Here is a 12,118-nt window from a genome sequence, read left to right as displayed (position 1 = left end):
ACGGGGTTAAGTTGGGGGAGTGTCCGACCTAGATACCCAGTCCGATCGCGGGCCGGGTGTGGACGACAGGTACCGGATGCCGCGGGTGGTGCGCGCGGCACAGCTGCTCGCGCTCGGCATGGCCGGACTCGGAATCATCTGCGTGGCTTCGCAGGGCTGGTTGTTCGGGGCGTCGGCCGCGATACCGACCGCGGTGCCCTTCATCCCGGCCTTCCTGCTCGGACTGGTCGCGCTGACCTTCAACTCCGAGGGCCAGGCGGTGCGGATCGGCGCGATCCTGGTGGCAGCGATGAACATGTTCTGGACGGTCCCGTCGATTACCGAGGGCCGACCGCCCGGCCCCCTGGGACCACTCGTGTCGCTCGCGCTGATCGTGCTGTTGTTCCGCAAGGAGTCCCGTGATTGGTTCGAACCCCCGGCCTGGTGGTGAGCGTCCGGTAATCGATTCGGGCCATCGGAAGTAACAACGACGAAATCTCGTCTGCCCATTTGCAATCTGCGTGCAATTCCCGGCCCTTACGGTTGCCCTATGAGTTCGGAAGTCGCCGCGGGAACGGGCATTCATATCAGCGGGTTGAGCAAGACCTTCCGCTCCGGGCGGCGTGAAGTGAAGGCACTCGAGGACGTCGATCTGCATACCGAGCAGGGCGCGTTCCTGTCCTTGCTCGGCCCCTCCGGCTGCGGGAAGTCCACGATCCTGCGCATACTCGCGGATCTGGAGCAGCCGACCGCGGGCACCGCGAAGATCAATGGCGAGACCCCCGCCGAGCTGCGCCGCCGCCACGAGTTCGGGATCGCCTTCCAGGATTCGGCGCTGCTGCCGTGGCGCAGTGTGGAATCCAATATCAAGCTGCCGCTGCAGGTGGCGGGCCTGCCCGCGGACAAGGAGCTGATCGCGGATCTGATCCGGCTGGTCGGCCTGGACGGTTTCGAGAAGGCCAAGCCCGCACAGCTCTCCGGCGGTATGCGGCAACGGGTTTCGATCGCCCGCGCGCTGGTGGTCAAGCCGACGGTGTTGCTGCTGGACGAACCCTTCGGCGCACTCGACGATATGACCCGGCAGCGGCTGAATCTGGAGCTGCTGCGCATCTGGACCGAGAAGCCCGCCACCACCCTGATGGTCACCCACGGCATCGCCGAGGCCGTCTTCCTCTCCGATGTGGTGGCCGTGATGAGCCCGCGCCCCGGCCGGGTGGTGGAGGTCGTGGACATCGACCTGCCGCGGCCGCGCACGCCCGAGATGATGCGCTCGCCGGAATTCCACAAGCTGCACGACTATCTGTCGGAGCTGTTGTTCGGGCGCACCGGCAAGGGCGGGGTGGCATCGGAATGAGAGAACGACTACGGCTCACCCGGCTCGGCGGGCTGGCGGGCATCGCCGTCCTGCTGGCGGTGTGGACGCTGCTGGCCGAGCTGCACGTCGCGGGCGGCACGGTGCCGAGCCCGTGGAATGTGCTGCACACCATGTACACCGACGGCTGGGCGCTGTACGGCCCCAACTTCCGGGTCACCGCCTGGGGCGCGCTGCAGGGCTTCGCGTGGGGCAACGGCATGGCCATCACGCTCGCCGTGCTGGTGGTGCTGATCCCGCCGATCGAAATGCTGGTCACCCAGCTGGCCATCCTGAGCTACTGCACGCCGCTGCTGGCGCTGGGGCCGATCATCCTGGTGGTGTTCGGCGGGCGCACGCCCACGGTGTTCCTGGCCGCCATGTACTGCTTCTTCACCACCATGGTCGGGACGGTGTCGGGGCTGCGGTCGGCGGATCGCACCAGCATGGATCTGGTGCGCGCCTACGGCGGCGGACGCTGGCAGCGACTGCGGCGGGTGCAGTTGATCGCGGCGCTGCCGAATACCTTGGCCGCCTTGAAGATCGCCGCGCCGTCCGCGGTGCTGGGCGCGATCATCGGCGAGTACCTGGGCGGCGTGGACAGCGGCATCGGCGTCGCGCTGACCGCCGCGCAGACCGCCTACAACGTGCCGCGCACCTGGGGCATGGCGCTGGCCGCGGCCGCGCTGGCCGGGCTCGGCTACGCGGTCGTGGCGGTGGTGGCGCGGGTGGCCGTGCCGTGGACGCGGGCGGAGGCGTGAGAGGGATGGGCGCGAGCGTGACGAGAACCTTGAGCGTGCTGCGGCCGATCGGCAGATTCCTGCTGCCGCTGCTGGTTTCGCTGATTCTGCTGGTGGCGCTGTGGTACGGCTTCCTGAAGCTGTACCCGCAGGTCGGGCTGGTCGGCAAGAGCCCGGGCGACGTCTGGAAGTACCTGGTGACGGGCCCGACCTCGGGCAATGCCCGCAAGGTGATCTTCGAGGAAATGCGAATCACCCTGCGGGACGCGCTCATCGGATTCGGCTCCGGCATGGGCGCGGCGCTGGCGGTGGCCGCGGTGTTCATCGGGGTACCGGCGGTGGCGCAGGCGTTCATGCCGGTGGCCATGCTGCTGCGCTCGGTGCCGCTGGTGGCGATCACCCCGATCATCGTGCTGGTGTTCGGCCGCGGGCTGATGGGCGTCACCGTGATGGCGGCCATCGTGGTGTTCTTCCCGGCCTTGGTGATGATCATGACCGGATTGCGGTCCGCGCCCCGGCAGGCCACCGAACTCGTGGTGGCCTACGGCGGCTCGAACTGGACGGCCATGCGCATGGTGTCGATTCCGGCCGCGCTGCCGTCGGTCTTCGCGGCCGCCCGCGTGTCGGTGCCCGGCGCGCTGATCGGTGCGCTGCTCGGCGAATGGCTGGGCAGCGGAACGGGCTTGGGGGCCGGGCTGATCCGCGCCATCCCCACCTTCCAGTACAACCGGCTGTGGGCCTCGATCGCGCTGGTGACGGTGGTGTCGGTGTTCGCCTACGCGGTGGTCGGCGTGCTGGAGAACCTGGTGCTGGCGCGCTTCGCGCCGCAGCGGGACCGGGATTGAGCGCGCGAGTTAACCTGCCGCACACAAATACCCGCGGAAAAGCAAAATAAATGAAATCGAAACGGCATAGATTCGCCGGATGAGTGGTTTGTTTCGGCCGGGTCCGGCCTCGCAGTTGTCCATGGGTCGGCGCTCCTTCCTCCGTTACGCCGGGCTCGCCGGCGCGGCGGTCGGCGGCGCCGGTGCGCTCGCCGCGTGTGGCAGCAGCTCCTCGGGCGGCGGAAACGGCAGCAGCGCCGACGGTTCCAAGTACGGGACCGTGGCGGTGCAGCTGTCCTGGCTGAAGAACATCGAATTCGCGGGCGAGTACTTCGCCGATTCCAAGGGCTACTACAAGGACGCCGGATTCGGCTCGGTGAACCTGGTCGCGGGCGGCGCGGCCAGCACCTCGGTGGAGGCCGGGCTGGGCACCGGCAAGATCTGGATCGGCATGTCCGCGCCGCAGACCACCGCGCCCGCCGTGCTGGAGGGCCTGTCCGCCAAGATCGTCGGCACCACGTATCAGAAGAACCCCTTCTGCATCGTGAGCAGCGCCAAGAACCCGATCAAGAACCCGCAGGACATGAAGGGCCGCAAGATCGGTGTCCAGGACACCAATCAGCTCATCTTCAACGCCCTGCTCACCGCCAACGGCATGACGCCGAGCGACGTCACCATCGTGCCCGCCCAATACGATCCGACCCCGCTGGCCAACGGCGAGGTCGACGGCTGGGTCAGCTACGCCACCAACGAGCCGATCACCCTGGCCTCCAAGGGCTTCCAGAACGTGAACTTCCTCTTCGCCGACTACGGGCTGCCGCTGGTGGCGGAGACGCTCACGGTCAGCCAGAAGACCATCGACTCCGAGCGCGACAAGCTCAAGGCGTTCCTCATGGCCGAGGTCAAGGGCTGGAAGGATGCCGTCGCCAGTCCGGAGGAATCCGCGCGGCTGGCGGTCGAGGTGTACGGCAAGGATCAGCGTCTGGAACTGAAGGAACAGACGATGGAGGCGGCAGCGCAGAACGGGCTGGTCGTCTCGGCCGCGACCAAGACCAACGGGCTGTTCACCATGACCGAGGACCTGATCGCACAGAACATCGCCGCGCTCGGTAAGGCCAAGATCGACATCAAGGCGAACCAGCTCTTCGATCTCTCGGTGCTCAACGAGATGTTCGCCGAGCACCCGGAATTGAAGGGCTAGCGCACCAGTTGCACGTGCCGCCGGCCCTTGCCTGGGGTGACGGACAGCGGCTCGGCCGAGGTCCCGTTGCGCACCGCCAGCAGCTCGGCGGCGATGGCGACGGCGGTCTCGGCCGGGGTGCGCGCGCCCACGTCCAGACCGGCGGGGGAGTGCAGGCGGGCCAGGGTGTCGTCGGTGAAGCCGCCCGCCTGCAGCGCTTCCTGGCGATGTGCGTGCAAGGCCGGGGTACCCAGGGCTGCCAGGTACCCCAGCTCGGGTAGTCGGAGCGCGACGGTCAGCAAGGGGATGTCGAACTTCGGGTCGTGCGAGAGCACCACCATCGCGGTGTTGGAATCGATCTCGCCCGCCGACGCCAGGGTGTTGAGGTAGCGGTGCGGCCAGTCGACCACCACCTCGCAGCCCGGATAGGCCGCGGCGGTGGCGAAGGTGGGCCGCGCGTCGACGATGGTGATCCGGTAGCCGAGCAGCTTGGCCTGGGTGGCCAGCGCGCCCGCGAAGATGTTGGCGCCCACCAGGATCAGATGCGGCGGCCGCGCGAACGAGGACACGAACACATCCGAATCCGGCAGCGACACCAGTTCGGTGCCGTGCTTGCGGTCGGTGATCAGATGCTGCCCGATCACATCCGGGTCCGAATGCCACACCACCGTGAACACGGTGACCTGTTTCTGCGCCGCGATATCGGCTGCCACATCCGGGAATTCGGGAAAATGCCGCCGCGAGAACGGTTCGGTGAACACGTCCAGGGTGCCGATGCAGTCCATCTGCGCGTCCAGCCCGCTGCCCGGCCCGAACCGCTGCAGCCCGCGCCGCCCCGTCCGCGCCGAATCCAGCGCCGCCTCATAGGCGGCCGCCTCCGCGCAACCCGCCGAGATCGACCCGAAGGCCCGCCCGTCGGCATCCACCACCATGGCCGACCCGATCGGAACCGGCGAAGCCCCTTGGGTCCGAACGAGAGTGGCCAACCCTCCGGTCCGACCGCTGTGCCACACCCGGAGAAGGTCTTCGACGATTTCCCGCATCACATGCTCCCGATCACAGTGCGCCACCCGCCGGATGATCCCGATCGATCCCCGTAGCGAGGGCATCGCACGTGACGCACACCATATCCGCTCGTTCCCGTAAATAAGTGCCCGCCCCTGATTTTCGCCCCGAGCTCCCGCGCGCCCACCGGCCCGACACCGCCGAGCCGAAATTCTCCCCGGCAGAACTCCCCGATACAGCATTCCGCAGCGCACCATTCCGCAGCGTGAAAGTCCGCATTGCAAGATTCGGAAACGTACGTTCGGGGATCACGCGAGCAGGGTAATCCGGTCCGACCAGGTTTGCTGGCCAAGCGACCATCAGGTTGCTCGACCACCCGGTCAGCAGTCGAAGCCGAGGCGGCGCAGGTCTTCCTGGACTCGATCGGGGAGGGGCACGGATTCGCGTCGGCAGCGGGCCAGGGCCTGGGCGAGTTCCTCGCGGACCTGGTGGGCGAGTTTGATGCCCATGCTCTCGTAGAGGAGCAGGGATTTGCAGAGCAGGTCGCACGGGCGCCAGTGGGCGCCGCCGGAGCGCAGGGCGATGTAGGCCAGGGCGCGCAGGACGTCGGCCTCGCCGTGCGGGTCGCGGGTGCGGCGGGTCAGGTCGAGGGATTCGGCGTAGTACTCCTGGGCGGCGTCGAGGTCGCCGACATCGCGGGCGAGGTGGCCGAGGCCGCGCAGGGCGTCGGCGCGCAGCAGGTGGTCGCCGATCTCGGCGCCGATCTCGAAGGCGTCGTTCAATTGGCTTCGGGCGGTGGCGTATTGGGCCGATTCGCGGGAGACGCTGCCCAGGCCCCACAGCGACCAGCCCAGGCTGTAGCGGTCGCCGATGTCGCCGGCGATGCGCAGCGCGTCCAGGTAGTAGCGGTGGGCGGTGGCGCGGTCGCCGTTCATGCGCTCCATGTGGCCGAGGCCGCGCAGGGCATCGCCCTCGAACTTCGCGTTCTCCAATTGCCGTGCCATGCCCAGCACATCGGAGTACGCGATGCGGGCGCGGTCGTAATCGCCGATGTGCCTGGTGACATCGGCCAGACCCCACAGCGAGGCGGCGGTGCGCTGGGCGTCGCCGAGGGCGGTGGCGATGTCGTGCGCCTCCTGGAAGCAGGCGGCGGCGGTCTCGTAGGAGCAGGCGCGGCGGTGCAGGGTGCCGAGCTCGAAGAGGATGTCGCAGGCCGTGGTGCGATCGTCGCCGCCGCGGGCGATGGTCAAGGCGCGGAACAGGAGTCCGCGCGCGTCGGTGAGGTGGCCGAGCTCCGACAGGTGCGCACCCAGCAGCCGGGCCAGCTCGCCGGTATCGGGGTCCGAACCCGTGACGCGCACACAGCCCAGCAGCAATTCGCGTTCGCGATCGAGCCAATCCTGCGCGCGCCGGGTGGCCCCCGTCGGATCGGGCACGGGCGGCGCGGAGAAACTGCCCGCCGCCTCGTAGGGCTGCTGCACCCCGGCCTGCCGCGCCACCCCGAGGCAATACCGCACCAGCCGACCCACCGCGGCGGTGTGCTCGCTCGGCAGATCCTCGGCATCGGCCTTCACCCGTGCGAAAAGCCTTGTCACATCGTGGATTCGGAAGCGCTGACCGCGCGGTCCCGCCTCGGCCGGATCGAGCAGGCCCACCTCGAAGATCTGGCGGATCAGCCCGTACGCCTGGGCCTGCGGGACGCCCGCCATCGGGGCGAGGGTTTCGGCGGTGATCTCGGTGCCGGGGAACCAGCCGAGCAGGCGGACCGAGCGTTGCAGGACCGGGTCCGGGAGGCGCTGGTAGGAGAGTTCGAAGGCGGCGCGCAGGGTTTCGCCTTCGGCGGAGAAGAGGTCGAGGGCTCGTTCCACGAGGGAGTCCTCGGTGCCGTCGCCGGGGCCCTGACGCATGCGCTCGGCCAGTTTGGTGAATTCGGCGGCGGCCGCGCCGAGCAGGTCCGGGCCCTGGTAGGCGATCTGGCCGGCGATCAGGCGGATCGCGAGCGGCAGGCCACCCGCGGCGCCCAGGACCAGGCGGGCCGCTTCCACGTCGTAACCCGGTGGCAGATGCGCGAATTCGACGAGCAGCTCCTCCGCCTCGGAGGGGCCCATGGCATCGAGTTGCAGCGGGACGGCACCGGTGAGGCCGGTCAGTTTGTGGCGGCTGGTGATGAGCACGAAGCAGTCGCGCGCCTCGGGGAGCAGGGCGCGGACCTGTTTGGAATCGAGGGCGTTGTCGAACACGATGAGCGAGCGGCGATCCCGCATCTCGTGACGCCAGCGGGCGGACCGCGGACCGATATCGGTCTTGATGGTCTCCGGCGGCACCCCGATCTTCAGCAGCACCTGCTCGAGCACCCCGGCGGGGGTGCGCGGCGGGCGGCCGTCGGTGTGGCCGTGCAGGTTTTCCCAGATGACACCGTCCGGATAGCGGCCCTCGAAGGTCTCCACCATCCACCGCGCCAGCGCCGTCTTTCCCACGCCCGCAAGGCCATTGACCACATGCACACTCGGCCCGCCCGAGTTCAGATGCGCCTCGATCCGGTCCCGCAGCTGCCGCTGCTGTTCGGTACGGCCCACGAAGGGCACCAGCTCGCTGGGGAATCCATTGTCGGAGGCGGCGGGCAGCGCCGTCGTCCGGCGCGAAATCAACGCCCGGTAAGCGGCCACCTCCGCGCTCGGCATCTGCGCCAGATCCGCGGTGTCCACCAGCTGATCCCAGCTGGTCCGGTAGATCGCGGCCAGGTTCTTCAGCACCTCCAGCGTCGGCCGCGGATGGATCCGCCCCGCCCCGCGCGGCCCCGGCCACGACTCGTACTCAGAGATCCGCGCCGCCTTCATCGGCGCGCTCGGCTTCCCGGTCAGCCGGTTGAACTCGTCGGCCACCTGCTGCTGGGTGAACTCGTTCGCCAGCCGCCAGGCCTTGCGCGGGCGGCACCCCCGATGCCGCAATTCCGCGACCAGCGGCTCCAGCAGTTCGTTCTCCCGCAACCCGATCCCGAGCAGAATGCCGCGCAATTCCTTGCGCGCATCCGACCCCACCACATCGGATTCCCCGTTCTTCTGCGCGGCGGCCATGGAAACCTCCCCCCGCCATTGTGAATATTTCCTTGGTACCGCTCATGTTTGGGCAGGTCAAGGACTCGTGACGTGCCAAGAAATCGCGAATCGCCGTGGGATCGAACAATGCCCGCGCGGTCGCGACCATTGATTGGACAGGACGGGCACGGGGGACGGGTCCGCGGTCGAGAAAGGATCGAATCAATGGTTACCGATTCGAATTGGATGATCACCTCCGACGTGGCGCACGAGGTCGCCTTCCGCATCGATGTTCCGGAGGAGCACCGCGGTCGCTGGGTCCTCTCCTACCTCCCCACCTACCGCCGCCTGTCGCGCGATCAGGCGATGGCGGGAGTCGTCCTCGCGGAGATGATCCTCCTCGGATTGCTCCGCCCCAGTGGCGAATTCGACGAGGAGGTGGCGGCCCTGCACGCCGAGATGATCGGCCTCACCATCACCGACGCCATGTGCCTGCTGGCGCTGCGCGAGGCCGGGCGGGAACGGGAGGCGCGCGGCGACGAGGAAGGGGAGCCCGTGCGAACGCCGCGGCGCGAGGCGCTGCGATGACGGCTCCTAGGTGCGTTCAGCGGTGCATTGCCGCGTGCTCGGCCCGGACCAGGTCGAGCACCGGCAACTCGATCTGCTCGTAGAGCGCCAGCGCCTGCTCGAGCCGAGCCCGGCCGGATTCCGGATCTCCCGCGCGCGCCGCGAGTTTCCCGAGTGCGCGCAGGGCGTCGGCCTGGCCGTGAATGTCCCCGAGCCGCTGGGCGATCCGCAGCGAATCGGCGTAGAAGCGCTGGGCCAGCCGGTATTCATTGCGTTCGGCACTGTCCACGTAATGCCGGTGGACGTGCCCGAGGCCGCGCAGCGTATCGATCTGCCCCAGCGGCTCCGCGATGATCTGCGCGATGGCCGAGGCCTCGGTGAAACAGTCCCGGGCGTCGTCGTAGTCGCCGCGCGAGCGCGCCAAGTGGCCCAGACCCCACAGCGACCAGAGCTCGCCGTACTGATCGCCGATCCGGCGGGCGATGCCCAGCGCGGCGTCGAATCGATTGCGCGCCACCTCGATACTCCCGGTCATGCGCTCCACATGCCCCAGGCCGCGCAGCGCGTCACCCTCGAGCTTGCGCTGTTCGATGCTGCGCGCGATGCGCTGCACATTGAGATACAGCGGCCGGGCCGTGTCATAGCGGCCCCACAGGCGCTCGACCTCGGCATAACTCCACTGCACGGCCGCCAGCCGTTCCAGGTCGGCCAGATCCGAGGCGATGACCAGCGCTTCCCGTGACCGGTTCTCCGCCGCCCGGTACCGGGAGGACATGCGCTCGGTGTGGCTGAGTCCTTCCAGCGCATCGCATTCCGTCTGCTTGTGCCCGATCTCCCGGGAAATCCGCAGGGCCTCACGGAAATTCGACCTGGCCAGGTCGTATTCACCGGTCACCCATTCGGATTGCCCGAGCTCGCACAGTGATTCGACCTGGATGCGCCGGTCGGTCAGCTCCAGCCCGAGGCGCCCGGCGGCCGCGTAGGTGGTTCTGGCGCTCTCGTGATTGCCGCGCAGGCGGTGAATCCGGCCGCGGCCCAGCAGCGCCCAGGCCCGCGCCGTCGCGTCACCCAGATGGTCCGCGATCGACAGCGCCTGCGCGTAGAGCCGGTCCGCATCCGACCAATGCCCGAGACTGCACAGGTGACACGCCAGCAGGCGCGCCAATTCGGCGGTGTCCGAGGTCATTTCGGCCAGCGGCAGGCAGCCGAGCAGCAGTTCGCGCTCCCGGCTCAGCCAGCCCCGCGCGTGCGCGGCCGCGTCCAGCGAACTGGTCGCGGTGGCCCGGCTGCCCGCGGAATCGAAGGGCCGCAGGGTCGCGGCCTGCCGTGCCACCGCCAGGCTGTGCGCGACGATCCGCGCGATCGCCACCCGCCGATCCTCCGGCCGATTCTCCAACTCGGCCTCCACCTGGGCGCAGAGCCGGTTCAGATCGTGCATGCGATACCGCGACACCTGATTCGGACCGGCGACCGCGTCCAGCAGCCCCGCCTCGGACAGCCGGTTGATCAGGTTCTTCGCCTCGTCCACCGAGATGTCGGCCATGGCGCCCAGGATCTCGGCGGTGATCTCGGAGCCGGGGAAGGCGCCCAGCAGCCGGACCAGGCGCTGCAGCTCCGGATCGCGCAGGCGGCGATAGGACATCTCGAAGGCGGTGCGGACCGACTCGTTCTCGGCGCGGAACTTCTCGAGAATATGCCGGGCCGGCGAGTCGCCCGCCTGACCCGGGGCGCGCTTCCCGCGCTCGGTCAGCTCGGCGAAGTCGGCGGCGAAGGAGGACAGCATGGATTCGCCGTGATATGCGATATGGCCCGCGATCAGCTTGACCGCCAGCGGCAGATTGCCCGCGGTGCGGACGATCTGGGTCGCGGCCTCGCGGTCGTAGCCCGGGGGCAGACCGGCCATGCGGACGAGCAGCTGTTCGGCCTCCACGCTGTTCATCGCCCCCAAGGGCAGCGGGTCGGCGCCCGCCAGCGCGGTGAGACGGGTCCGGCTGGTGACCACCACGAGCGTGCCGGGTGACAGCGGCAGCAGATCGCGGACGTGATCGCTGTCGGGCGTGCTGTCGAAGGTGAGGTACATCTGCTTGTCGCGCATGGCGTTTCGCCATTTGTCCGAGCGACGGGCCAGATCCGGCGGGATGGTCTCGCGCGGCACCCCGATCTCGAGCAACAGCTGTTCGAGCACGTCGGCGGGTTCGCGCGGGTCCCGGCCCGGCGTGTAGCCGTGCAGGTCGACCCAGATGCGGCCGTCCGGATAGCGGGCGGAGAACAGCGCCTCCGCGAAGCGGGCCAGTGCGGTCTTCCCGACGCCGGGATGGCCGTGGATCACGTGCACGGACGGCGCGTTGCGGGCGCGCCGATGCGCCACGATCCGCTGGTTCAGCTCCTGCACCACCTGCTTTCGGCCGATGAAATTCGGTTCGCGCGGCGGCAGATCCGCGATCGGCGCCCCGGCCGGGAGGCTGCTGCGCCGGGCCACCGCATCGCGAAAGCGCTCCACGACCCCGGGCTCCAGCTGCGCCAGGTCCTCGGCGTCGACCAGTTCGTCCCAGGTGGTGCCGTAGATTCGGGCCAGCAACTCCAGCACCTCGACGGTCAGGCGCGGACCGGTGCGGACGTCAGGCCAGCGCTCGAAGTACGAGATCTGGTTGCCCTGAACGGTTCTGCGGCGATCGTCGCGGTGGTCGTTGAACTGTTCGGCCACATCCTCGAGGGTGAGCTCGACGATCTCGCGGCGGCCGTTGGTGCGGGCCAGTCCCGCCGCGTAGCGCCACGCCACCCGCGGCCGCAACCCCTTCTGGCGCAGCTCGTTCACCAGCAGCGGCAGCAGTTGCACATCCGATAAGCCGGTGGCGGCCAGCGCATCTCGGAGCCGCCGCCGGTCCGCCCGCGTGGTGGGATGACGAGCACTCACGATTTCTTCCCCCGGTTATTGCCGATTCCTTTGGTAGCAGTGGGTGTTTCACCAGGTCAAGCACCGTGTCTCAATTGCGAAAGTTCTCGCCTTCCACTTCGTGAAGCGATGAACCGGATTCCGCATCCTGAAGTCGGGTCGACCGGCGGCACGGTCGACCGGGGCGGAAGGAGTTCTGGCATGGGTGTCATCTATCTGGTCCCGCTGCCGAGGCGGTTCAACCTGCGCTGGATGGTGATCGGCGGCTGCGCGGTCCTGGCCTTCGCGGTGCTGGTCATGCTCATCGTCGCCGTCGGCTGCGGCAGTCACCCCGCCACCGATCCCGGGCCCGCGACGCCGGCGCGATCCGTGGTGGCGGGAGTGTGCGAACCGTTCTGTCCGATCTCGGCCGTCCCGCCGGTGGGCTAGCTCGCAGGCTCCGCCGGTGGGCCGGGAGGGGAGCACACCGGCGGTGGCCCGGCGGTCGTTCGACCCGCCGGGAAACACGAGGCCCCGCACCGAATTCGGTGCGGGGCCTTCGCGT

10 protein-coding genes are annotated in these 12,118 nt (G+C 68.9%); 7 read left to right on the top strand and 3 right to left on the bottom strand.

From position 1 onward, the window contains the following. Window positions 1-19 precede the first annotated feature (19 nt). From ON43_RS32685 to ON43_RS32665, 5 genes are all read left to right on the top strand, one after another. Window positions 20-430 (top strand): hypothetical protein, encoded by a 411-nt coding sequence (locus ON43_RS32685; RefSeq protein ID WP_157514267.1) that lies wholly within the window; start codon window positions 20-22, stop codon window positions 428-430. 99 nt (window positions 431-529) lie between these two features. Then, a complete protein-coding gene (locus ON43_RS32680; RefSeq protein ID WP_040813698.1) occupies window positions 530-1,333 on the top strand; it encodes an ABC transporter ATP-binding protein in 804 nt (267 codons plus the stop codon). After that, window positions 1,330-2,091 (top strand): ABC transporter permease, encoded by a 762-nt coding sequence (locus tag ON43_RS32675; protein WP_040813697.1) that lies wholly within the window; start codon window positions 1,330-1,332, stop codon window positions 2,089-2,091. Before ON43_RS32680 ends, ON43_RS32675 begins: the two co-directional genes overlap by 4 nt. 17 nt (window positions 2,092-2,108) lie before the next feature. Beyond that, window positions 2,109-2,915, top strand: coding sequence for an ABC transporter permease (locus ON43_RS32670; protein WP_245568844.1), 807 nt, complete (start codon window positions 2,109-2,111; stop codon window positions 2,913-2,915). A gap of 79 nt (window positions 2,916-2,994) precedes the next feature. After that, on the top strand, window positions 2,995-4,095 hold the full coding sequence (locus tag ON43_RS32665; RefSeq protein WP_040813695.1) for an ABC transporter substrate-binding protein: 1,101 nt from the start codon (window positions 2,995-2,997) through the stop codon (window positions 4,093-4,095). Here ON43_RS32665 and ON43_RS32660 read toward each other — a convergent pair. Next, window positions 4,092-5,117 carry an XdhC family protein gene (locus ON43_RS32660; RefSeq protein WP_040813769.1) on the bottom strand — a complete coding sequence of 342 codons (1,026 nt, stop codon included), beginning with the start codon at window positions 5,115-5,117 and terminating at the stop codon, window positions 4,092-4,094. The genes ON43_RS32665 and ON43_RS32660 overlap by 4 nt on opposite strands. A 342-nt stretch (window positions 5,118-5,459) precedes the next feature. Further along, window positions 5,460-8,153 (bottom strand): tetratricopeptide repeat protein, encoded by a 2,694-nt coding sequence (locus tag ON43_RS32655; RefSeq protein ID WP_040813694.1) that lies wholly within the window; start codon window positions 8,151-8,153, stop codon window positions 5,460-5,462. Between the two features lie 186 nt (window positions 8,154-8,339). On the opposite strand from ON43_RS32655, the gene ON43_RS32650 reads away from it, so the two are divergent. After that, window positions 8,340-8,702, top strand: coding sequence for a hypothetical protein (locus tag ON43_RS32650; protein ID WP_040813693.1), 363 nt, complete (start codon window positions 8,340-8,342; stop codon window positions 8,700-8,702). Between the two features lie 16 nt (window positions 8,703-8,718). Here the strand turns inward: ON43_RS32650 and ON43_RS32645 are convergent, their stop codons facing one another. Continuing rightward, window positions 8,719-11,595 carry a tetratricopeptide repeat protein gene (locus tag ON43_RS32645; protein ID WP_157514266.1) on the bottom strand — a complete coding sequence of 959 codons (2,877 nt, stop codon included), beginning with the start codon at window positions 11,593-11,595 and terminating at the stop codon, window positions 8,719-8,721. Window positions 11,596-11,775: 180 nt separating this feature from the next. Between ON43_RS32645 and ON43_RS32640 the strand changes: the two genes are divergently transcribed. After that, complete coding sequence (locus ON43_RS32640; RefSeq protein WP_040813691.1) at window positions 11,776-12,003, top strand: hypothetical protein; 228 nt, start codon at window positions 11,776-11,778, stop codon at window positions 12,001-12,003. Window positions 12,004-12,118 lie beyond the last annotated feature (115 nt).

It is taken from the genome of Nocardia concava NBRC 100430 (assembly GCF_000308815.1).
GTDB lineage: Bacteria > Actinomycetota > Actinomycetes > Mycobacteriales > Mycobacteriaceae > Nocardia > Nocardia concava.
The sequence above is the reverse complement of the archived record's forward strand: the minus strand, read 5'-3'. Positions and strand labels throughout refer to the sequence as shown.

Bases quoted from the DNA above. Each gene is read 5' to 3' on its own strand.
- ON43_RS32680 (WP_040813698.1), top strand. From the start codon at position 530: ATGAGTTCGGAAGTCGCCGCGGGAACGGGCATTCATATCAGCGGGTTG.
- ON43_RS32675 (WP_040813697.1), top strand. From the start codon at position 1,330: ATGAGAGAACGACTACGGCTCACCCGGCTCGGCGGGCTGGCGGGCATC.
- ON43_RS32665 (WP_040813695.1), top strand. From the start codon at position 2,995: ATGAGTGGTTTGTTTCGGCCGGGTCCGGCCTCGCAGTTGTCCATGGGT.
- ON43_RS32660 (WP_040813769.1), bottom strand. From the start codon at position 5,117: ATGCGGGAAATCGTCGAAGACCTTCTCCGGGTGTGGCACAGCGGTCGG.
- ON43_RS32655 (WP_040813694.1), bottom strand. From the start codon at position 8,153: ATGGCCGCCGCGCAGAAGAACGGGGAATCCGATGTGGTGGGGTCGGAT.
- ON43_RS32650 (WP_040813693.1), top strand. From the start codon at position 8,340: ATGGTTACCGATTCGAATTGGATGATCACCTCCGACGTGGCGCACGAG.
- ON43_RS32640 (WP_040813691.1), top strand. From the start codon at position 11,776: ATGGGTGTCATCTATCTGGTCCCGCTGCCGAGGCGGTTCAACCTGCGC.